Below are 20,197 nucleotides of genomic sequence, written 5' to 3'. Positions count from 1 at the left end.
GGTTGGTCAATAGCTCTCGTTCGACCGCCCCTCGCCACTCCTTGATTTGTCACTTCCTTCAACCCCGACCCCGCACCGGTCCCCGTCGCCGGACCACCACGACCCGGCGCACGCGCCCCCGGCATCGACGCCGGCGGGGTGCGGATGCAGGCATCGCCCGGACCGCGTCCACCCGCACCGCGCGGGTCGGTTCCCGGGCGTTCGGCTCGGTGACGGCCGGCGTCCGGCGCAGGTTCGGCGAGGGGGCCGCGCAGGCCTGGCCGCCCGTCCCGGTCGCAAGTGGAGCACCGGTCGGCGGCCCGCTGCGCGGGCTTGCGCGTGGATCGCTCAGCGCTGGGTGGCGGGGCGCGGTGCGGACGGCAGCGGCGGGGTGAGGACGATCTCCAGCAGTTCGGCGAGCTCGTGGCGTTGCTGTGCTCCGAGCCGACCGGTGGCCGGTGCGAGGGTGTCCCGCATCTGCTCGTAGAGGCGCTGGGTGAGGTCGAGCCCGGCATCGGTGATCTGGACGACGACGGCGCGCTTGTCCTCGGGGCTGGTGGTGCGGGCCAGCAGCCCCCGTCGTTCGGCTCGGTCGACGAGGCCGGAGAGGGTCGACTTGTCCAGGCCGAGGAAGGCGGCCAGGTCGCTCATGCGGGGGCGCCGGTCACGAACGATGCCGAGCACGCGCAGCTGGGTGAGGGACAGGTCGTGCTCGGCGCCGATGCGGGTGAGCACGCCCATGACCTGGAAGGCGCTGCGGACGAGGCCGTCGATCAGGGCCTCTTCGGAGTCGTCGGGAGCCATGGGCACCACCCTACTTGACATTGTTTGCATTACCAATGACTCTGAGTTTAATTGGTAATGCAAACCAACAGTCAGGGAGCCCCCATGCAAGCGGCGATCATCACGGCGTACGACGCACCGCCCGCCTACGGCGAGCACCCCGAACCCGTCGCCCGAGGCGATCACGAGATGGTCGTGGACGTCCTCGCGGCGCCCCTGCACCACCTGGCCCGGGCCAAGGCGAGCGGCGCCCACTACTCCGCCTCCGGCGTCCTCCCGCTGGTTCCCGGCGTCGACGGTGTCGTCCGGGACCCCTCGGGGCGCCTGCGGTACGCCGTCCTGGACGACACGGCCCTCGGCACCTTCGCCGAGCGCACCGTCATCGACGCACGTCGAAGCGTGGTCCTGCCCGACCACGTGGACCCGGTCCGGATCGCCGCCGCGATGAACCCGGGCATGTCCTCCTGGGTGGCCCTGCGCCGCCGGATCACCTTCCCCGCGGGTCAGCGCGTCCTCGTCCTGGGTGCCACCGGAAGCGCCGGACGGATGGCCGTCCAGATCGCCAGGCGGTTCGGCGCCGCCCAGGTCGTCGCCGCCGGCCGCGACACCGCCCGCCTCAAGGAACTGCCCGCCCTCGGCGCCGACCGGACGCTCACCTTCGACGAGATCGCCGAGGCGGCCGACGTCGATGTCGTCCTCGACTTCGTGTGGGGCGAACCCGCCGCAGGCGCCATGCTCCCGCTCCTCACCGCGCGCGCGGACCGGTCCGTGCCGCTCACCTGGGTCCAGATCGGCTCCATCGCGGGCGCGTCCGCCGCGGTCCCGTCGGTGGCGCTGCGCTCGGCCCGGTTGCAGATCGTGGGCAGCGGCATCGGATCCCTCTCACCCCGTGACTTCATCGCCGAACTGCCCGAGTTGGCCGCCGCGGTGGCCGAAGGCGGCATCGACGTCCAGGCGCGGGCCGTGCCGCTGGCCCGGATAGCGCAGGAGTGGAACGACCACCGGGTCCGCGAGCGTCTCGTCTTCGTCCCGTAGGGGCCGGTCCCACCTCGGCGCCTCGGCCCCTTCCCGCGTCGACCTCGTCGGCTGCCCGCCGCCCGTGCCCGGCGGCGGGCAGCCGGGGCACCGTCCGGCCCGGCCCGGCCCTTGTCCGCGGAGCACCACGCCAGGGGAGGGGAAGCCTGACGTGGTCGTGGGATCACTTGGCGCCGCGCCACCTGACTTCGTCGCGCACCTTGCGAACAGAGCGAATTGCCGTGATCAACTTCTGGGACGGTGCCGGCACCTGGTGGAAGAGGCGCCCTGACGTAGCTGCGGCGTCCTGGGGGACGACCCAAGAGCGCCTGCCGATCTGCTCCGCCGAGGTCACCGACGACGGGAGCCGTCCGCCCCGCGCGCGCAGCTGCCGGCCTTGCCGATCGGGGTCCGGTCTCCCCAGTGCCGTTCGGGCCCTACGGTGCCTCCGGAGCCTTCGCCGGCGCACCGTGCACCGGACGAACCAGCTTCTGGAGCCCGTGCCGCAGGACATCGACTTCGACCTGCCCTTCACGCTGAGCATGAACCGCCCCGCCGATCAATCGGTTCGGACCGCCCGGCCGGCCCGGCGGACCCGGCCCGGTCGCCGTCGGGCCGACGGTGACCACCGCTCGCGGTGAACTCTCCGCGAGCGGGTAGCAGAGCGCAGTCACCGTCTTCGTCCGGCCCGCACCCAGGGCCGGACCCGACCGCCCCGGAGGGGACCCCGTGCTGTCCGAGCCCACCGCCCGCATCGAACCGACCCCCGCGAAGGCCACCATCCGCGCCCTCGCGCCCAGGTCCGGGCCCGGCCGCGGCACCGAGCCCGGCCGAACCGCCGATCCCGCCCGTACGGGCGAGCCCGGCCAGGATGTCGCAGCCCGCAAGCAAGCGCTGCGCCGGCGCCTGGAACGGCTGATCGGCATCGCCGCGACCGAGGGCAACGCCCTGCTGCCGCTGCGCAACGGGGACGAGATATTCCCGGCGATGCTGCGAGCCGTCGAGGCGGCCCGCCACACGGTGGACATGACCACCTTCGTCTACTGGCGCGGGGACATCGCCCACCGGTTCGCCCACGCGCTGGCGGACAAGGCCCGCGAAGGCGTCCGGGTGCGCCTGCTCCTCGACGGCTTCGGCAGCCGGCTGATCGAGCGGGAACTGCTGGACCTGATGGAGTCCGCCGGCGTCCAGGTCGCCTGGTTCCGCCGGCCGGTCAGGCTCTCACCGCTGAAGCAGAACCACCGCTGCCACCGCAAGGTGCTGGTCGTCGACGCCCGGACGGCGTTCACCGGCGGCGTCGGTATCGCGCAGGAGTGGTGCGGCGACGCCCGTAACCCGGACGAATGGCGCGACACCCACGTCCAGGTGCGGGGCCCGGCCGTCGACGGAATCGCCGCGGCCTTCGCCCAGAACTGGGCCGAGTGCCGCGAGGACGCGCTCTACGACACGGCGGACCGTTTCGAGGACCACCCCCAGCCCGGCTCGTCCGTCGTCCAGGTGGTCCGCGGGTCCGCCACCGTCGGATGGCAGGACCTGCAGACGCTGATGCGGGTGGTCATCTCCTCCGCCGAGCGGCGGCTGCGCCTGGCCACCGCCTACTTCGCGCCCGACCGCTACTTCGTGGACCTGTTGTGCGCCGCGGCTCGGCGGGGCGTGGAGGTGGAACTCCTGCTGCCGGGCCCGCACACCGACAAGCGGGTCTGCCAGCTCGCGGGGGCCCGCTTCTTCGAGGAGCTCACCGCCGCCGGGGTGGTGGTCTGGCAGTTCCAGCCGACCATGATGCACGCCAAGGTGCTGACCGTGGACGGCATCGCCACCCTGATCGGGTCGAGCAACTTCAACCGCCGCTCCCTCGACCACGACGAGGAGGTGATGCTCGCCGTGATCGACGAGGACTTCACCGCCCGGCTGGACCAGCACTTCGACGAGGACGTCACGCGCAGCGAACGGATCGACCCCGCGCGCTGGCGCACCCGGGGTATCCGCTCGCGGGCCCTGGAGGCGGCGACCGCCCCCATCCGGCACTTCCTCTGACCCTCGTGCCCCGTCAGGGACGGCCCCCGGCGGGGCCGTCCCTCCGCCGTGCTCGGCCGCCCGGACGCGGCCGCCCGCCTCTGCCGTTCCGTCGGGGACGGGTGACCAGGTTCGACCGCCGGGAGCCCGCCGAGCCCGCCGAGCCCGCCGAGCCCGCCGAACCCGGCGGAGCCGGCGGAGCCGGGGCGCCGGAGCGACACCCCGACCCCCTGCGCGATCGGGCGGACCCGTGCCGCCGCGCCCCTTCGGCGGGGACCCTAGCGGCCGTCCAGCCGGGGGAAGACGAACTCGTCCAGGATCAGGCCGAGGGCGACCGCGGCGGGAACGGCGACCAGCGCGCCGACGATGCCCATCAGCGCGCCGCCGGCCAGGACGGCCACCACGGTGACGAAGGGGTGCACGTCGACCGCGAACTGCATGGTCCGCGGCATGATCAGGTAGTCCTCCAGCAGCCGGAAGCCGACGTAGAAGCCGGCCGTGGCGAGCGCGACCGGCCAGGAGACGGCGAGCGCGACCAGGCTGACGACCACGCCGCCGACGGTCGAGCCGACGATCGGCACCAGGTCCATCAGCGCCACGAACACCCCCAGCGCGGCCGCGTACGGCACCCCGACCGCCGCGCACCACACGGCGGTGGCGATCCCGGCGATCGCCGAGGTCACCACGTTGCCCAGCATGTAGCGCCCGGTCCGCGACAGGATCTCCTCCGTCAGCTCGCGGGCCCGATCCCGACGGCGGCCGGCGACGAAGCGGTAGCAGAACTCCTTGATGGCAGGCAGCCCCGCCATGAAGTACAGCGTCACGGTGACCACGACGACCAGCGACGTCACCGTGTCGAGCAGCAGCCGGCCCGCACCGAGGACGCCACCCAGCACGCCCGGCCCGCCGTCCCCGCCCAGGGCCTGCTTCGCCCGCGCCACCAGGTGGTAGCGGTCCTCGATCCGGCCCAGCGCGGAGTGATGGTCGTGCAACTGCTGCAACCAGCCCGGAACGCTGCGCATCAGGACGCCGGCCTCCCGACTCACCGGCGGCACGACCAGCACCAGGAACCACGCGGCGAACAGCAGGAACACGCTCAGGACGGTGGCCACCGCCCACCCGCGCCGCAGCCGCCGCCGGCACAGCGCGGCCACCACCGGCTCCAGGCTGACTGCGATGAACGCCGACAGCACCAGCAGCGTCAGCAGTGCTTCGAGCCGCAGCAGTTGCTCGAACAGGAACCAGCCGACCAGCGCACCCAGCGCCAACCGCAGGCCCGCCGAGAACCAGGGCACCGACGCGAGCACCCCGCCCGCGTCCCGCGGTGCCACCGCGGCCGGCTCCCCGGCCGGCGGTGCCGCCGGCGCCGATGCCGGGGCGGCCCCCTCCGGCACGAACAGCCGGCGTCGGACCTCCCCCGACGCCATGGTCGTCATCACCCGCAACCTCGGCGGCACCTTCATGCCCGGAATCCGTTCTCCCACGGGCCACGCCCGCCGCGGCCCACCGCCCGTGTTCCCCGTTCCGCCCCGAACACGCCACGGGAACCCGCTCCCGCCCTGCTGGGGGCGGCCGGCCGGCGGACGGGGCGGGCACGCGCAGGCGGGGTGCCGCGTCGCCGCGAACACCCCGCCCAAGGTCTGGTTCCGGACTCTCCCTACCAGCGGTACCAGCGGTGGCGGCGGCCGGAGGAGTGGGTGCCGCGGGCCACGAAGCCCACCAGCCAGAGCACCAGTACGACGACGGCCACCCACCAGAGGATCTTCACCGCGAAGCCGGCGCCGAACAGGAGCAGGGCGAGCAGCAGGACGAGCAGAAGGGGAACCATCGTGACCTCCAGAGTCGGTTGACGCAGAACCGACTGCCCCCGTCCCGGGCGCATATTCCTAGGAATCTTCCCCGCCGGGGCGGGCAGGCGGTCCGTCGTCAGGACGACGGCGTTGCGAGGGTGAGGAGAGCGTGATGAGCACGGACGACAAGATCGGGAACACCGGCGACAAGCTCAAGGGCAAGGCCAAGGAGACCGCCGGCAAGGCGGTCGGCAACGAGCGCCTTGAGGCCGAGGGCAGGGCCGACCAGGCCAAGGCCGACCTCAAGCAGGCCGGCGAGCACGTCAAGGACGCCTTCAAGCGCTGAACCCACCTGGACGTGCGGGCCCGGCCGAAACGGCCGGGCCCGCACGTCTTTCGGTGTCGCGACCCTCCTGTGTCGCGATCCTTCCGAGCCGCCGCACTCCCTCGCCGGGGCCGGGCCCGACGACATCCCGGCCGTCGCCCGGTTCGAGGATGATTTCGCGAGGGCGAAGGGAGTTGTATCGCACCGTGTTCGATCCCTCCGTCGATGTCGAGGGTGAGAATTCGACCGTCTTTCGCTTTGCACGACTCTGGTTGACCTGTCGGCGGCCACGGGCACATCGCCGGTTCTTCCCCATTTTTCGGGCGCAGAAATACATCGCCGGAAAACCCCAAGGGATTTCTCGCCGGAAAGGCAGGCGGGCGGGCAGCTGGAGTGCGATCAGTAATGGACGGAACGGCGGAATGCGCGACATGCCGGACGGCCGGCCGTCGTCGATCCGGCCGTGAGGCCACAGATTCGTCAGGCAAGTCAAGACTTAACTTCAGGGAGCTTTGGTCGTACGGTGTGGCTCGAATCGAAGGAGCCCCTGTTGTCCCTGTTGTCGAAAACGAATGATCCCGCTGTGCGTGCGGTTGCATCGGAGCGGGATTATGTGTCCTCCTTGTACGAGTTGCTCGCCGAGCGGATTTCCGAGGCGCGAGTACAGCGAGCGAATGTGCTGGAGGCCCCGGCGGACAGTGCGGGGGAGGCGTACGAGCGGGAAACGGCCGCCGAGCGGCTGGCCAAGGAGATCGGCCGGCTGGAGAGCGCCGAAAAGGGGCTGGTCTTCGGGCGCATCGACCGGACGGACGGCACGGCCCTGCGCATCGGGCGGATCGGACTCCACGGGGAGGGGGACGACCTGCCTCGGCTCGTGGACTGGCGCGCGAACGCGGCTCGGCCCTTCTACGAGGCGACACCGGTCCACCCGATGGACCTGCGGCGGCGCCGGCACCTGCGTCTCCAGGAGCGCACGGTCGTCTCGGTGAGCGACGAACTGCTGGACGGGAGCGCCCCGACCGACGAGGACGTCGTGGGGGACGGCCCGTTGGCCGAGGCTCTGTCTGTCCGTCGTACGGGCAGGATGCACGCGGCCGTCGCGACGCTGCAGGCCGAACAGGACGAGATCGTCCGATCCGCCCACCGCGGTGTGACCGTGGTGCAGGGCGGGCCCGGCACCGGAAAGACGGTGGTCGCCCTGCACCGGGCGGCCTATGTCCTGTACGCGTTCCCGCGCGCCGCGGAGCAGGGCGTCCTGGTGGTCGGCCCGAACGCCCGGTTCCTCGACTACATCTCCCAGGTCCTCCCCTCGCTGGGGGAGAACGACGTCGTGCTGGCGACCTGCCGGGAGCTGGTCGGAGTGTCCACGGACGCGGTGGACCCGTTGGGTACGGCGCGCATCAAGGGCAGCTCCGACCTCGCCGACGCCCTGGCCGGCCTGCTGCGAGCCCACCAGGCCCCCGCCGGTGACTTCACCCTGCGGGTCGGGCAGGAAACGGTCCACCTGTCCGGCGAGGACGTCGCCACCGCACGCGACGCCGCCCTGGCGGCCGCACCGGGCCACAACCCCGCGCGCCGGCTGTTCATGGAGCTCCTGGTGGACGCCGTCACCGACGCGATGCAGCGGGACATGGGCGACCTGCTGGAGCAGATCGACGCCGATGCCGCCACGATGACGGGCCTGGACCTCGACCGGTTCACGGGGGTAGCCGAGCGCCGTGCCGAAGGTGCGCCCGACCCGGCGCCGGTGCACGAGCTGGACCTGGCCGCCGTCCGGGCCGATCTCCTCGACGACGCCGGCGTCGACCGGGCCGTCGAGGAGTTGTGGCCGCGGCTGGTACCCGGTGACCTGGTGAGGGCGCTCCTGACGAACGCCGGCGCGCTCGCCGAGCACCTGCCCCGCCTGACCTCGCAGGAGCGCTCCCTCCTGCTGCGCGGTCCGGACGACCCCTGGACCGATGCCGACGTGCCGTTGCTGGACGAGGCGGCGAGCCTGGTCGACGGTCCCCCCGAGCGGACGTACGGGCACGTCGTCGTCGACGAGGCGCAGGAACTGACCGCCATGCAGTGGCGGATGATCGTCCGCCGCTGCCCGGCAAGGGGGATGACGCTGGTGGGTGACTTCGCCCAGGCAGGCCCGGTCGCGACAGCACGCGACTGGAAGGAAGCACTGAGCCCCCACGTCGGACCGCGGTTCAAGCTGCACAACCTGACCGTCAGCTACCGCACCACGCAGGAGATCCTGGCCGGTGTCCGGGGCCTGCTCACCCGGATCGCCCCGGACCAGAAGCCGACGCGGTCACTGCGAAGCGGTGAGAGCCCTCGCGCCGTGACCACGCCTCCGGGCGGGCTGGTCAACGCCGTCGTCCAGGAACTCCGCGCCCAGGGCGCCGCGCACCCGGGCGAGCTTCTGGGAGTGATCTGCGCGGACGCCAGGGTGAGCGAGCTGACGGCCGGGGGCATCGCCCACCACGCACGCATCGTGCCGGCGTCCGAAGCACGTGGCCTGGAATTCGACGGGGTCGTCGTCATGAACCCCGAGGAAATCGTCACGGGCCGCCCCGGCGGGGAGAGGGACCTGTACGTGGCGCTCACCCGGGCCACCAAGCGCCTCTGCACGGTCACCGTCCTGCCCGCCTGACGACTCCGCGCCCGCGTCGCCGCCACCAGGCGGGGCGGCGTGGTCAGGGCCGAGTGCCTTGCACCCGCGGCCGCACCAGGTCGTCGCCCCATGTGAGGAGCCCATGGGCCTTGACGCGTCGACGGCGTCAGCAGGCCGATGACCAGGCCCTGTTGTCGGCACACCTGGTGCGCGTCGCACCCTCTGCGAGCGCTGTTCCGGCCGGGACATGTCTCTGCGGGCCGGCGTCGACGCCGGGCGTCGGAGCGCCCGACCCCGTCGAGGGTCGGGCGCTGGAACCACCGGGGCCACGGCTCCGATGAGGAGGGTCGTGAAGACATGATGCCGGAGGCCTGGAACGGTCCGGGTCGGTTCAGTAGTAGTGGCGGCGTCCGCCGACCTCGTGACCGACCGCGCCCATGACCCACAGGATCAGGCCGATGACGACCAGGGCGATGCCGATGGTCCAGAGGAAGGAAAGGCTGGTGAGGAATCCGATGGCGAGGAGGATGATTCCGAGGATGATCACGATGGTCTCCGGTGCTGGCCCCCCGTCGGTGCGGAATCTCCGTCGGTGCGGAGGTGATGCTTCGCTTCCTGTTTTCGTGCCGGTTGTGCGGGACGGTTGCCGGGCTGTTTCGCCGTTGCCCGTGGCGCTCCTGCGCGGGGGTCGCTATGGGTGCGGGGTGAGGGTGGCGGTGAGGCCGCTGAGGAGGATGTCGAGGCCGCGTTCGAGTTCGGCGGCGCCGTCGTAGGTGGCCAGGGTGGTGGCGAGGCCGCGTAGGAGGGGGAATTCGCCGATGGGCAGTCGGTGGAGTCCCAGGCGCAGCAGGTCGTCGGTCTCGTCGGGGTTGTCGACGAGTTCCTGGAGTTCGTTGAGGACGTGGCCGTGCAGGAGCCCGAACAGGGCTCGGTAGATGTGCAGGGCGTCGGGGCCGCTGAAGCCGGCGCGGGTGAGCAGGGTGAGGATGGCCTCGAGAGGGCGCAGGGTGCCGCGGGGGCGTAGGGCCAGCGGGGTTGCGAGAGGGCGGGTGACCAGGAGCGGCACGGCGTTGGGGTGGGTGAGTGCGAGTTCGCGGAAGCGGTGGGCGACGGCGCGTAGTTGGGCGTTCCAGTCGGGGTCGGTGGGGTCGACGGTGAGCCGGTCGAGGATGATCTCGGCGATGCCGTCGAGGAGGGCGGCCTTGTTGGTCGCGTAGCGGTAGAGGCTCATCGGGTCGTGGTCGAGGGCGCGGGCCAGGCGGCGCATGGAGAGTTTGTCGACGCCCTCGTGGTCGATGATCTCCAGGGCGCAGGCGAGCATCCGTGCGCGGCTCAGTTTCCCGTCGGCCTGTGGCCCGGGGTCCTGGACGGTCCGGTGGGCCGCGGGATTGACCGCGGTCCGGTCGGCCGGGGGCTGAGCCATGGTGGTCCTTCCTGTTGCTCGGGGTCACCGAGGGCGAACTCAAAGTTCGTAGACCTACGGTGTAGTAATTATCCTACTCCGGGAGTTAGCTGTAGGCATACGACGTAGAGCCTTTTGGAGCACGTCATGATCCTTGTTCTTCTCGGACTTCTCATCCTGGCGGTCGCGGCGGTTGTCGCGGTCGCCGGAATCTTCGCCAATGCCGGTGGCGCGCACGAACTCACCAACTCGTTCTCGGTGTTCGGGCACCAGGTTGGGTATCGGCAAGAAGGCCGCCCGCAAGGCCGAAGAGCTCAATGAGTGGCCCGAGTGACCGCACCCGGTGTGGATGACCTGCATCAGGCGGGGTAGCCGAGCCCCGACGTCGATCCGAAGGTGGGCGATGAGGCCGGTGAGTGGGCGACGGACTTGGGCAGCGGGGGTGAGGACTCCGGGGGTGAGCTCGTCGCTCGGGCGTCGGACCAGATGTCCCGACCGGTACGGGACGAAGGTCAACTCGCCCGCGCCGAGATGGCGGAGAAGGGGAGGCAACTCGCTGCCGGCAGGGCCTGGTTGGAGTACTGACTGCGCAGGCTCCGGTGACAGGTGTGATTGCCGCTCTGAGCCTGCTTCCTCCCCTCAGGGCGTCCGCCCTGCCCTTCTCGTCGTGGGCCTCGTCGCCGCGACGGCCGGTGTCCTGGCGGCGGCCGGCAAGCGGCGTGTCACCCAGGGGCTGCCCCCGGTGCCGGGGGAGGCCGTGGAGAGTTTGAAAGCCGACATCAGCGTGATCAAGGAGAGGACGAGCCGATGACCGACGAACAGAGGACCGGCGAGGAACTGCGCGCGCAGGTAACCGGAACGCGCGAGGAGCCGGGGCGTACTTCGGAGTCCTCGGCGGACAAGGCCGACCTCGCGGGCCGCGGCCGCAAGCAGCTCGAAATCGCGAAGGAGCAGGTCGGGGTGGTGAAGGATCAGGTGCAGGACAAAGTCGTGAGCGGAGCGGAGCTGGCCCGCGACAAGGTGGTCCACGCCGTCGACGTCGTCAAGGACCACACGCCCGATCAGGTTCTGGAGCAGGGGAGTCAGGTGGCGGCTCAGGCCCGGGAGACGGTGGAGCAGTTCGGGCACCGGGCCGTGGACAGCACGCCGCCGCAGGTCAGGGAACAGGTGGCAGCGGTCGTCGACTCGGCGAAGGTCAACCGTAAGCCTCTCCTCGTGGCAGCTGTGACGGCTGTGCTGACCGCCGTCCTGCTCCGTCGCGTGTTCGGTCGGCGCCGGTGAGGATCTCCAAGATCGCCTACAAGCCGGTCGGACTCCTGCTGGGTGTGGGCGCCGGTCTGGTGGCCGGTGCCTTGTTCAAACAGACCTGGAAGATCGTCGGCCACGATGAGGACGCGCCCGACGCCACGGACGAGGACCGGACGTGGCCCGAGATCCTTCTCGCGGCCGGACTGCAGGGCGCGATCTTCGGACTGGTGAAGGCCTCCGTCGACCGGGGCGGTGCCGTCACCACCAGGCGCCTCACCGGCGTCTGGCCAGGCTGACCTCTTCCCGACAGCAGCGAATCGCCGCTGGCCCGTTCGCCTTGGCCCGCTCCGTCGGCCAGGGCGGGCGGGGGCCCGGTGCGGGTGGCGGCCAGGTGGGCGGGCGCGGGGCAGTTCGGTTGCTTCAACGGCGGACACGGCGCTTGAGCGCACGGTGGCGCTCGGCTGCGGCAACGCGGGCTGTGGGCCCGTCGGCGCCTGCCTGAGCGGTCGCGACATCGACGATCCTAGAACGGCAGTCCGTGTCCGGTGCCCCGGATGCGCTTTCAGGCCCGAGTGCCGTGTCCGGTGCGGGCGCGGACGCTTCGGTGCCCGCCGGGGACGGCGGGCGGGGCTGCGCGAACGGCGGGTGCGGCGTCGGAACAGACACGCGGGCCCCGACCGTGGGATTCGGTCGGGGCCCGCGTGGTGCTCGGGGGTGGTCAGTGCTTGAGGGCGTCCTTGGCGTGCTCGCCGGCCTGCTTGACGTCGGCCTTGGCCTGGTCGGCCTTGCCCTCGGCCGTCAGACGCTCGTTGCCGAGGGCCTTGCCAGCCGTCTCCTTGGCGTTGCCCTTGAGCTTCTCGCCGGTGTTCCCGATCTTGTCGCCGGTGCTCATCATGCTCTCCTCGCGGTCGGCCTGCCGTCGTGCTGACACCAGGGCGCCTGCCCCCTCGACCGGGGATGATTCCTACGAATACGCGCGCCTTGCCGGGGCAGTCGGCTCTTCGACACGACACTGACACACCCCCTGGAGGACTCGATGGTTCCCCTTCTTCTCGTTCTGCTCCTGGCCCTGCTCCTGTTCGGCGCGGGCTTCGCACTCAAGGCTCTGTGGTTGGTGGCGATCATCGTGCTGGCGGTGTGGCTGCTGGGCTTCGTGGCGCGCGGCACGCACTCCTCGGGTCGGCGTCACCGCTGGTACCGCTGGTAGGAGTCCAGGCACAGGAATCCAGCGGGGCGGGGTGCGCAGGCAGCGCACCCCGCCGCCGTACGTCCAGCTCCCGTCAGCAGCCGGAGGGCCGCACGAGGTTGAGCTCGACACCAGCGTGCTGGGTGGGCCTTGGGCGGCCGGGTCGGGCGAGGCCGCGTTCGGCCGGGACGCTGCCGGCCGACCCCGCCGTGCCTGTGGCGCCGGACCGGCCGGGGCTCAGGTCCGGGCCGGTCGCGGCAGCACACCTGGGGAGCTCCGAGCGGGACGGCTTCGGCCACGGGGCGTGGGTGGGGAAGGCAGCCGGCGAAGGTAACCGCAGTGTCGGCGTCCCTGGGGATGCCCGTATGGACGTGGAGCTGAAGCTCTGGTTGCTGCCGTCCGGCCACACGTAGCGGTAGTCCTTCAGGAGGTGGGCGGCCACGGAGTCGGCGAAGCCCTCGGTGCAGGAGCAGCTGCCGGAGCTCGCCTGGTCGATGAAGTGCGGGTTGCAGCCGGCGACCGCCGGGAACTGCCCGTTGCCCTCGTGGGTGGACCAGCAGTCGCTGACGGGGTTGTTGCGCGCCCACCACAGGAGGTTGAGGGTGTCGAACGCGTGTCAGGCCCGGGCGGCGGACGCCTTGAGGGTACCCAGGTCGGCGCTGGCCGTGAGGTCCGTGAGGTCCCCGCCCCAGACGTTGCGGCCGGCTCTCGCCGATGGAGTGGTTGCGGGAGGTGGCCGGCCCGGGTCGGTGGGCACGGCGTGTTTCACTCCTCGGATCGGGGGGCGGTCACGCTGGACACACCTTTCGTGGCCTACCAACAGCCCGCTAACCCGCGCTGCGCCCCGGAAGCCGCTGTGTGATCCGGTCGAACAGCGCCGTGAGCGGTTCGCCGACGTCCTGACCGAAGTCGGTCAGCCCGTAGGTGACCTGGGGAGGCGACGTCGGCTCGACCTTCCGCCAGACCAGGCCGTCCTCGACCAGCGCGCGCAGGGTCTGGGCGAGCATCTTCTCGCTGATGCCCTGGATGCTCTCGCGCAGCTCGTGGAACCGGAGGTCGTTGTTCCGCAAGGAGATCAACACCCAGACGCCCCACCTGCTGGTCACGTGGTCGACCACCTGACGCGCGGGGCAGTCGGTGTGAAACACCTCATACCGCTGCCCTGACTCACCCTGCATCAGCTGCGAACCTTCCACCATGTGAGGAGCTTACCTCTGGGTATGTCCTTACCAATAGTTAGTTCTGGCTCCTAACGTGAAGGCCACGGAGAACATCTGACGAAGGAGTTGGACATGATCGTGGTGACCGGGGCTACCGGCAATGTGGGCCGACCGCTGACGCGGGCACTGGCTGAGGCGGGCCACCAGGTGACGGCCGTGTCGCGGCATGCGGCAGCGGTGCCGGACGGCGTCCGCCACCTGGCGGCCGACCTGGCCGAGCCGAGCAGCCTTGAGCCTGCGCTGACCGGGGCGGATGCGCTGTTCCTGCTGCTGTCCGGCGACCTGCACGTCGCCGGAACCAGCCCGGCCGCCATCATCGGCCACGCCGCGACCAGCGGGGTCCGCCGGGTCGTCCTGCTCTCCACGCAGGGCGTAGCGACCAGGCCCTTCGGCGCAACGCGGATCGCGATGCGCGCGGTCGAGGACGTGCTGCGGGAGTCCGGCCTGGAGTGGGCCGTTCTGCGGCCGGGCGGCTTCGCCTCCAACGCCCTGTGGTGGGCGGAGTCGATCCGCGCACGGCGGGTCGTCGCCGCGCCCTTCGGTGACGTCGGGGTGCCGATCATCGACCCGGCGGACATCGCCGAGGTCGCGGCGGCCTGCCTGCTGGAGGGCCGGCACACCGGCGGCGTGTACGAGCTGACCGGCCCGGAGGTGATCACGCCGCGCCGACAGGCGGAGGCCATCTCGGCCGCGCTGGGCTCACCGGTGCGGTTCCACGACCTCACCCGCGACGAGGCGAAGGCCGCCATGACCCGGAGCATGCCGGCGGAGCTCGCGGAGGACACCCTGACCATCCTCGGTTCCCCGAACCCGGCCGAGCTGCGTGTCAGCCCGGACGTCCGGCGAGTACTCGGTCGCGCCCCGCGCCCGTTCGCCGGCTGGGTCGGGCGCAATGTCGCCGCGTTCCGCTGAACCTGGTCGGCGCTGCCGGGATTGCCCGGCGTGCTCGGCGATCGAGCGCTGCGGCCGAGGGCCCGGTACGGAGTCGGCGAACGGCGGGGCGCCGGGTCGGGTGCGGTCGTCGCCGACTGGCCCCACACGTCCTCGATGAACCAGCGCGGAGTTCGGCCCGCACCGTCGATCAGTGGCACCGTCCGCTCCCGATCGGATCCGTGGAGGATGTCGAGACTCTCGGCAGCACCGCGGACTTCCTGCCCCAGGTCGTCGCCCGCTACTTCCAGTCTCGGCGGGCCACCGGCCCGGTGCCGCCCTCAGTTCGTCGACCCCCTCGTGAGTCCTGCCCGCGCCCCGGCGACGGCGCTGTGATGGTCTCCTGGCACGGAGCAGACGCTACGGTGGGAGTCAGCCCCCGGCCGGCGGGCCGTCAGGTCAGTTGCCCGCTTCGCGGGCGCACCCCCGACCGCCAAACCCGGGGACGCAAGGAACACCCAGTGGCCGCTTCGACAGAGCTCGACCCGCCCGTCCTCGACGTCCACCTCCGGCCGGGAGGGGACGACCTCGTGCTCGACGTGGCCGGCGACCTCGTGCAGGGCACCGGCCCGCTGCTGCACGCCGCCGTCTCGGGCGCCCTCGACGCACACCCCTCCCCGAGGGAGCTGGTGATGGACCTGTCCGAACTCAGGTTCTGCGACTCCGGGGGCCTCAACGCCCTCGTCCGCGCCCACCACCACGCCCGCGCGGCGGGCACCGAACTGCACCTGCTGAACCCGACCACGCCCGTCGCGTTCCTGCTGCACCTCACCGGCGTGGCCCAGGTGCTGCGCGTGAGTCCGAACCCCGCCGCCGCCCGGGCACCGGAGGACGCACCGTAAGGGGGTGGGGCCCTGTCCTGGACGGCTTCGGCCGGCCCCGCTCGGACGGTTTCGACCAAGCCCCACCCCCGAAAGGTCGCGCGACGACTGCCCGCCCGCTACGGGCCCGGTCCTGCCGGCCGTCTGTAGGAAAGCCGGGCAGGCGGCGCACTGTCGGCGTACCCGTCCATGTCAGCGGCGGGCTCAGAAAGGTACGCCTACGCCGACACACCTGCGAACGGCTGGTGGAGCCCACTCTCATCGTTCAGGCGCTGGGCTCCGCAGCAGACACAGGCCCGGTGGTGGCTGTGGCCCGGTGCCGTGGCGGGACGGCCGGGGAGTTGGTGGGTGGGGGGAGCGCCTGCGACGTCCAGGGGTGGCGTGCGAGGTCCTCGCGGAGCGTGTCGAGTCTGGTGAGGCAGGTGTCGATGGCGGCGATGGCGTCGCCGGCCTCGGCGAGGGTGCGGGTGCGGATGCGGGTGAGCTGGTCCTGGATGTGCTGCCAGGGTTGTTCGGCGGTGGTGTCAGGCGCGTCGTCGGTTGCTCTCATGGCGCAGTCGGTCGGTGTGCTGGGTGAGGGTGTCGAGGCGGGTGGCGAGGTCGTGGTGGCCGGCGCCGAGGTGGGGGCGGATTCCGGTGAGGGGGGCGACGAGGTCGGCGGGGTCCGCGGCGGCGAGGGCGGTGTGCAGGGCGGCCTGGGCGGGGCGGGCATCGGGTTCCAGGTCGGGCAGGGCGGTGATCTGGGCGGCGAGGACGCGCAGGTCGGCGGCGTTGGTGCGGGCCCAGGTGGTGACGTTGCGCTCTGCGGCGCGGCGGTCGCGGACGGCCTTGACGCGCTCCGCTCCGGTGTCGCCCGGGCCGGGGTCGGTGGTGGGGCGCAGGCGCAGGTAGCGGTTCTCGGCGGCCTGGCGGCTGGCGACGCCCATCGGACGGGCGAGGTCGGCCCAGGTGGCGCCGGCGGCGCGGGCGCTCTCCACCAGGCCGGCCTCCCAGCCGGCGAGTTCGGTACGCAGTTCGCGCAGCAGCAGCAGGGCGGCGAGGGCCTGGCCGGGGTCAGCCTGTGCCTGGGGTTCCTGCCGGGTGGTGGAGGTCCGGGCGGTGCGGACGGCCTCGTCCATGGCGGCCAGCGCCGCGGCCGCGGCCAGGAAGGACGCCGGTTCGGCGGCCGGGCCGCCACCGCCGTTCGGCGTGGTGGGCTTGTCTCGCATCTATGTCACTCTCCAGGCGACTCGGCCAGTTGTCATCGGATGGATGACATGTTAGAACAGTTTCAGGTGAAGCGCACTGGCTCCTACAGCCCGAACCACCTGGAGGTGTTTTTCATGCTGATGCGCACCGACCCCTTCCGTGAGCTGGACCGGCTGACCCAGCAGTTCCTGAGCACGACCGGCACCTGGTCGCGTCCGACCCCGATGCCGCTGGACGCCTACCGCACCGGCGACGAGTACGTGATCTGCTTCGACCTGCCGGGGGTGGACCCCGAGGCGATCGACATCGACGTCGAGCGGAACATGCTGACCGTCAAGGCCGAGCGCCGCCCCCGCCGCGAGGGCGAGGGTGTGACATGGGAGATGTCCGAGCGTCCGCTCGGCGTGTTCTCCCGCCAGGTCATGCTCTCCGACACCCTCGACCCCGAGGGGATCAGCGCCGACTACGACGCCGGTGTCCTGACCCTGCGGATCCCGGTCGCCGAGAAGGCCAAACCGCGCAAGATCGCCATCACTCACAGTGGCGACCGCAAGCAGATCAAGGCCTGACCCGGTCCTCGCCGTCCCGCACGGTCGCCCCCCGGGGGGCCGTGCGGGACACGCTCCAGATCCCGCCCCGGGTCCCCGGGGGCCGTGCGGGACACAGCCGCCAGGACTGCGCGGGCACGGCAGGACAGCGAGTCATGCCACGGACAACGAGCGTTCGACGGCCGTCGTGGTGCGGGCCCGCGGCGACATCGACCCCGAGGGCGCCCCCGCACCGCACCGCCGCCTGGAGGCCGCCCCGCGCGAGCACCGTGACCTGGTGCTCGACCGGTCGCAGGTGACGCTCATGGACTGCGCGGGCCTGGGCACCATCCTGGACGCCCGGGGCAGGCCGACGTCCACGGCGGCCGCCTGGTCCTTCGCGCAGTCGGACCGGACGTGCTGCCGCTGCTCAGGCTCACAGGCCTCGAAGGGCGACTCACAGTCACCCCCGATCACCACCCGGCCGATCACCACCCGCCCGATCACCACCCGCCCGATGGCGCGCGCCCGCAGGCGCAGCGCGCCGGGACGACACGCTTCGCGATGGAGGGAGAAGCGCCGTGACGATGCGATGGGAAGCCTTCCTGGACGAGGTCCGCGAACGCGGGGCCTACGACGACCCCCGCGATGCCGAAAGGGCCGGCCGGGTGGTCCTGGCCCTGCTCGGCGCGCACCTGGTCGGCGAGGTGCGCGCCCACCTCGCCGCCCGCCTGCCGGAGACCCTCGCCCTGGTCCTGCTCAACCCCCTGCAGGCCGCCGAACCGCTCAGCCCGGACCGGTTCGTACGAGCCACCGCCGCCTGGATCGAGGGCGCCACCGAACAGAGCGCCCTGTGGGACATCGGCGCCGTCCTCAGTACCACCGCCGACGCCGCCGGCGACGACCTCACCCGCCAGATCCTGCTGCAACTGCCGCCCGGCTACGACCTCCTCTTCGGCCACCCACGCGCCGGCCGCACCGCAGAACCCGCCTCCGCCGCCACCACCGACCCGGCGGCCCGCACCGAAAGTCCGCTGCGATGACCTGGCAACACCTCCTCCAGCAGGTCCGCGACGCCGGCCACTACACCACCGACCAGCAGGCCGAACGCGTCCTGGCCACCGTCCTGGCCGCCCTCGGCCGACAACTCACCGGCGACGAGCGCCGCGACCTCCAGGCGGCCCTGCCGGACCGGGCCCGCGCCCTGTTCTCCTCCCAGACCCCTCTGGCCCGGCCGGTCCCCGCACCCGCCCTCGTCGAGACCGTCGCCACCACCCTCGACACCACCCCCCTCCACGCCCGCTGGGACGTCACCTCCGTCCTGTCCGCCCTCACCCACCTCACCGGCGAAGCACTGACCAGCCGCATCCTCGCCCAACTGCCCCGCGGCTACGCACTCCTCTACGGCCGCGCCGACCTCACCACCGCCGCCTGAACACCCGGCGGGCCGCCGATGGCGCCGTCGCGGGCCGGGGGAGCGCCTGCGTGCCACGGCCCCGCCGGGGCTCGTGCCTGGCGTCCTGCACCGGTGCGCCGACTTGGCGCCCGCTCGGACGACCCCTTGACAGGGTGAGCCGTAGACCCGGCGGGAGCCTTCCACAGTCATCCGGCCGGGCAGATGCCGAGGGGGTCCGCGCGGGACGTCTCAGGCACTCCCGCGGGCCGGGGGGCGGGCTCCGAGAAGGAGGACACCCGGAGCCTGGCGGAGATCCAGGCGAACACGCCCTCGGCCGACAGGGGCACACCTCATGGGCACCGTCCCCGTGCCGTTCGACCCCGCCTCCACCCCCGCACCGCCGGGCGGGCCGCCCGAGCCGCCGGGCACGCCACGGCCCGCAGAGCCTCCCGGCCCGCCGGACCCGGCCGAACCTCCGGTGCCCCCGGACCCTCCGGCGCCGCCCGGCTCTCCCGTCCCACCGGCCGAGCCGCCCCGGCCGGCCGGGCCTGGACCGGTGCCTGCCGAGCCGGAGCCCGGACAGCCCTCTGCGGAGCCGCCCGACTGAACCCGCGACACCCGGGTGTCCTTCACCCGGGAGTCCTTGCGGCTGTCCGGCCCGCCGGCGGCGCTGCCTGGGCGGCCAGCCGTGGTGGCGCCAGGTTGTTGTCCGTGGCCCGTGCCCGTGACCTGCAGACGCTCATCGACACGGTGGAGCCGGTCGCCCTCGGGGCGCAGCATGCGGGGGAGGAGCGGGTGCCGCTGCGGCGGGTGCACGATCGGGCGGGTGCGGGCCTGGGGGAGCGGGATTTCGCCTTGGGGGCGGTGCGGGCGCTGGCCTGGATCCTCGGCTGCACCGGAAGCGTGGTCACTGTTCGTGTCCGGGGTGGGCTGTCCGGTTGCCGGGGCGGGATGCGGGGGCGGAATCGCTACCACCCGACACAAGGGTCGGTGGCGGGTGGGCCGCGCGGGCGGGTGGTTTTCTAGCGCCATGGTTCCATCGCCCTCGCCAGGGAGCGGCGGGTGCGGAACAGCCTGCCGCGCACCGTCTGTTCGCTGATGCTGAGGGTTCGTGCGATCTCTTCGTAGTGCATGCCGTGCAGTTCGCGCAGAATCCAGCAGGCCTGCTGGCCCGGGTCGAGGCCGGCCAGCGCGTGGACGACTGCGCGCGTCGCGGCATGGGACTCGGCGATCTGCTCCGGTGCTCCGAGCGCGGGGAGGGTTGCGGGTTCGGGCCGGATGTCCAGGGCGACGGGGGGCACGGGACGGCTGCGCAGGAAGCTCAGGCAGCGGTTGGTGACGATGCGGTAGAGCCAGGTGCGGAACGCGGCATCGCCGCGGAAGTCCGGCAGCCGCCTCCACGCGCTGAGAAGGGACTCCTGGACCATGTCCTCGGCGTCCTGCCGGTTGCCGGTCAGCCGGCGGGCGAGGGTGAGGAGGGCAGCGCTGTGGCGGCCTACCAGGACGGCGAAGGCGCGGTCGTCGCCTCCCGCCGCGCGGACCGCGAGGAGCCGGTCGCTGACCGGGCCGGTGCGGTCCGGGCCGGTCGGGGTGGGCGGTGACGGGAAGCGCCCGGGTGCGGCCGGGCGGTCGCGTCGGGCCTGGGGCCGGGGAGGGCCCTCACGGAAGCCGGAGATGGTCCGGGTCGGTGCTGTACTCATCCTGCGGTCCGGTCGCCGATTCTCTGTGCCCCTCCTTGTCGCGTCTGTCCGTGATCCGGACAGATATGCGATC

Annotated in this window: 25 protein-coding genes and 2 pseudogenes; 16 read left to right on the top strand and 11 right to left on the bottom strand. The window is 72.3% G+C overall.

All coding sequences use genetic code 11. From position 1 onward, the window contains the following. Nucleotides 1-327: 327 nt before the first annotated feature. A complete protein-coding gene (locus J2S46_RS03705; protein WP_191293725.1) occupies nt 328-783 on the bottom strand; it encodes a MarR family winged helix-turn-helix transcriptional regulator in 456 nt (151 codons plus the stop codon). A gap of 84 nt (nt 784-867) precedes the next feature. On the opposite strand from J2S46_RS03705, the gene J2S46_RS03700 reads away from it, so the two are divergent. Continuing rightward, entirely contained in the window at nt 868-1,797 is a 930-nt protein-coding gene (locus J2S46_RS03700; protein ID WP_191293724.1) for a quinone oxidoreductase family protein, read from the top strand. Between the two features lie 759 nt (nt 1,798-2,556). Further along, nucleotides 2,557-3,810 (top strand): phospholipase D-like domain-containing protein, encoded by a 1,254-nt coding sequence (locus J2S46_RS03695; RefSeq protein WP_191293763.1) that lies wholly within the window; start codon nt 2,557-2,559, stop codon nt 3,808-3,810. 257 nt (nt 3,811-4,067) lie between these two features. Here the strand turns inward: J2S46_RS03695 and J2S46_RS03690 are convergent, their stop codons facing one another. Together J2S46_RS03690 and J2S46_RS03685 are read right to left on the bottom strand one after the other, a co-directional pair. After that, the gene (locus tag J2S46_RS03690) at nt 4,068-5,225 is read right to left on the bottom strand and encodes an AI-2E family transporter (RefSeq protein WP_307348637.1); all 1,158 of its coding nucleotides are present in this window, start codon (nt 5,223-5,225) and stop codon (nt 4,068-4,070) included. Nucleotides 5,226-5,446: 221 nt separating this feature from the next. Further along, nucleotides 5,447-5,617, bottom strand: a complete 171-nt coding sequence (locus tag J2S46_RS03685; RefSeq protein WP_191293723.1) for a hydrophobic protein — start codon at nt 5,615-5,617, stop codon at nt 5,447-5,449. 134 nt (nt 5,618-5,751) lie between these two features. On the opposite strand from J2S46_RS03685, the gene J2S46_RS03680 reads away from it, so the two are divergent. Beyond that, the gene (locus J2S46_RS03680; RefSeq protein WP_191293722.1) at nt 5,752-5,925 is read left to right on the top strand and encodes a CsbD family protein; all 174 of its coding nucleotides are present in this window, start codon (nt 5,752-5,754) and stop codon (nt 5,923-5,925) included. A gap of 538 nt (nt 5,926-6,463) precedes the next feature. Continuing rightward, nucleotides 6,464-8,545, top strand: a complete 2,082-nt coding sequence (locus tag J2S46_RS03675; RefSeq protein ID WP_503129179.1) for a HelD family protein — start codon at nt 6,464-6,466, stop codon at nt 8,543-8,545. 352 nt (nt 8,546-8,897) lie between these two features. Here J2S46_RS03675 and J2S46_RS03670 read toward each other — a convergent pair whose 3' ends face one another. Both J2S46_RS03670 and J2S46_RS03665 read right to left on the bottom strand, forming a co-directional pair. Beyond that, nucleotides 8,898-9,053 (bottom strand): DUF6131 family protein, encoded by a 156-nt coding sequence (locus tag J2S46_RS03670; protein WP_191293720.1) that lies wholly within the window; start codon nt 9,051-9,053, stop codon nt 8,898-8,900. A gap of 144 nt (nt 9,054-9,197) precedes the next feature. After that, entirely contained in the window at nt 9,198-9,929 is a 732-nt protein-coding gene (locus tag J2S46_RS03665; RefSeq protein WP_191293719.1) for a TetR/AcrR family transcriptional regulator C-terminal domain-containing protein, read from the bottom strand. A gap of 126 nt (nt 9,930-10,055) precedes the next feature. Here J2S46_RS03665 and J2S46_RS03660 point away from each other — a divergent pair, with 126 nt between their 5' ends. The 5 genes from J2S46_RS03660 to J2S46_RS03645 all read left to right on the top strand — a co-directional run bounded on the left by J2S46_RS03660 (nt 10,056) and on the right by J2S46_RS03645 (nt 11,452). Beyond that, nucleotides 10,056-10,229: a hypothetical protein gene (locus tag J2S46_RS03660; protein ID WP_191293718.1), complete on the top strand. Its 174-nt coding sequence runs from the start codon at nt 10,056-10,058 to the stop codon at nt 10,227-10,229. Between the two features lie 165 nt (nt 10,230-10,394). Beyond that, nucleotides 10,395-10,493 (top strand): hypothetical protein, encoded by a 99-nt coding sequence (locus J2S46_RS40780; RefSeq protein ID WP_370882162.1) that lies wholly within the window; start codon nt 10,395-10,397, stop codon nt 10,491-10,493. A gap of 82 nt (nt 10,494-10,575) precedes the next feature. After that, nucleotides 10,576-10,719 carry a hypothetical protein gene (locus tag J2S46_RS03655; protein ID WP_229913279.1) on the top strand — a complete coding sequence of 48 codons (144 nt, stop codon included), beginning with the start codon at nt 10,576-10,578 and terminating at the stop codon, nt 10,717-10,719. Then, nucleotides 10,716-11,189 carry a hypothetical protein gene (locus tag J2S46_RS03650; RefSeq protein WP_191293717.1) on the top strand — a complete coding sequence of 158 codons (474 nt, stop codon included), beginning with the start codon at nt 10,716-10,718 and terminating at the stop codon, nt 11,187-11,189. Before J2S46_RS03655 ends, J2S46_RS03650 begins: the two co-directional genes overlap by 4 nt. After that, a complete protein-coding gene (locus tag J2S46_RS03645) occupies nt 11,186-11,452 on the top strand; it encodes a DUF4235 domain-containing protein (protein WP_191293716.1) in 267 nt (88 codons plus the stop codon). Before J2S46_RS03650 ends, J2S46_RS03645 begins: the two co-directional genes overlap by 4 nt. Before the next feature lie 422 nt (nt 11,453-11,874). Here J2S46_RS03645 and J2S46_RS03640 read toward each other — a convergent pair whose 3' ends face one another. After that, nucleotides 11,875-12,048 carry a CsbD family protein gene (locus tag J2S46_RS03640; RefSeq protein ID WP_191293761.1) on the bottom strand — a complete coding sequence of 58 codons (174 nt, stop codon included), beginning with the start codon at nt 12,046-12,048 and terminating at the stop codon, nt 11,875-11,877. A 144-nt stretch (nt 12,049-12,192) separates the two neighbouring features. On the opposite strand from J2S46_RS03640, the gene J2S46_RS03635 reads away from it, so the two are divergent. Continuing rightward, complete coding sequence (locus J2S46_RS03635; protein WP_191293715.1) at nt 12,193-12,363, top strand: hydrophobic protein; 171 nt, start codon at nt 12,193-12,195, stop codon at nt 12,361-12,363. A gap of 73 nt (nt 12,364-12,436) precedes the next feature. Here J2S46_RS03635 and J2S46_RS41090 read toward each other — a convergent pair whose 3' ends face one another. Both J2S46_RS41090 and J2S46_RS03630 read right to left on the bottom strand, forming a co-directional pair. Beyond that, nucleotides 12,437-12,934: a hypothetical protein gene (locus J2S46_RS41090; RefSeq protein ID WP_503129178.1), complete on the bottom strand. Its 498-nt coding sequence runs from the start codon at nt 12,932-12,934 to the stop codon at nt 12,437-12,439. Between the two features lie 235 nt (nt 12,935-13,169). Further along, complete coding sequence (locus J2S46_RS03630) at nt 13,170-13,541, bottom strand: winged helix-turn-helix transcriptional regulator (RefSeq protein ID WP_191293713.1); 372 nt, start codon at nt 13,539-13,541, stop codon at nt 13,170-13,172. Between the two features lie 93 nt (nt 13,542-13,634). Between J2S46_RS03630 and J2S46_RS03625 the strand changes: the two genes are divergently transcribed. Together J2S46_RS03625 and J2S46_RS03620 are read left to right on the top strand one after the other, a co-directional pair. Beyond that, nucleotides 13,635-14,474: an SDR family oxidoreductase gene (locus J2S46_RS03625; RefSeq protein ID WP_191293712.1), complete on the top strand. Its 840-nt coding sequence runs from the start codon at nt 13,635-13,637 to the stop codon at nt 14,472-14,474. 479 nt (nt 14,475-14,953) lie between these two features. Then, nucleotides 14,954-15,334, top strand: coding sequence for an STAS domain-containing protein (locus J2S46_RS03620; RefSeq protein ID WP_307348627.1), 381 nt, complete (start codon nt 14,954-14,956; stop codon nt 15,332-15,334). 244 nt (nt 15,335-15,578) lie between these two features. Here the strand turns inward: J2S46_RS03620 and J2S46_RS03615 are convergent, their stop codons facing one another. Next, nucleotides 15,579-15,863, bottom strand: a complete 285-nt coding sequence (locus tag J2S46_RS03615; RefSeq protein ID WP_307348625.1) for a hypothetical protein — start codon at nt 15,861-15,863, stop codon at nt 15,579-15,581. Beyond that, a complete protein-coding gene (locus tag J2S46_RS03610) occupies nt 15,838-16,521 on the bottom strand; it encodes a type III effector protein (RefSeq protein ID WP_307348623.1) in 684 nt (227 codons plus the stop codon). The genes J2S46_RS03615 and J2S46_RS03610 overlap by 26 nt, the downstream gene beginning before the upstream one ends. Nucleotides 16,522-16,635: 114 nt before the next feature. Here J2S46_RS03610 and J2S46_RS03605 point away from each other — a divergent pair, with 114 nt between their 5' ends. From J2S46_RS03605 to J2S46_RS03595, 4 genes and pseudogenes are all read left to right on the top strand, one after another. Continuing rightward, entirely contained in the window at nt 16,636-17,070 is a 435-nt protein-coding gene (locus J2S46_RS03605; protein ID WP_190215551.1) for an Hsp20/alpha crystallin family protein, read from the top strand. Further along, nucleotides 17,042-17,383 (top strand): annotated as a pseudogene (locus J2S46_RS40775) (STAS domain-containing protein); the annotation flags it as partial. The gene J2S46_RS03605 and the pseudogene J2S46_RS40775, both read left to right, overlap by 29 nt. Nucleotides 17,384-17,609: 226 nt before the next feature. After that, nucleotides 17,610-17,996 (top strand): annotated as a pseudogene (locus J2S46_RS03600) (DUF2267 domain-containing protein); the annotation flags it as partial. A 71-nt stretch (nt 17,997-18,067) separates the two neighbouring features. Next, a complete protein-coding gene (locus tag J2S46_RS03595; RefSeq protein ID WP_191294951.1) occupies nt 18,068-18,463 on the top strand; it encodes a DUF2267 domain-containing protein in 396 nt (131 codons plus the stop codon). Between the two features lie 983 nt (nt 18,464-19,446). Here the strand turns inward: J2S46_RS03595 and J2S46_RS03590 are convergent. After that, a complete protein-coding gene (locus J2S46_RS03590) occupies nt 19,447-20,124 on the bottom strand; it encodes an RNA polymerase sigma factor (RefSeq protein ID WP_191294804.1) in 678 nt (225 codons plus the stop codon). Nucleotides 20,125-20,197: the final 73 nt, after the last annotated feature.

Origin of the sequence: Kitasatospora herbaricolor (assembly GCF_030813695.1) — a bacterium.
Lineage (GTDB): Bacteria > Actinomycetota > Actinomycetes > Streptomycetales > Streptomycetaceae > Kitasatospora > Kitasatospora herbaricolor.
This window is presented reverse-complemented; position numbering and strand designations above follow the sequence as displayed.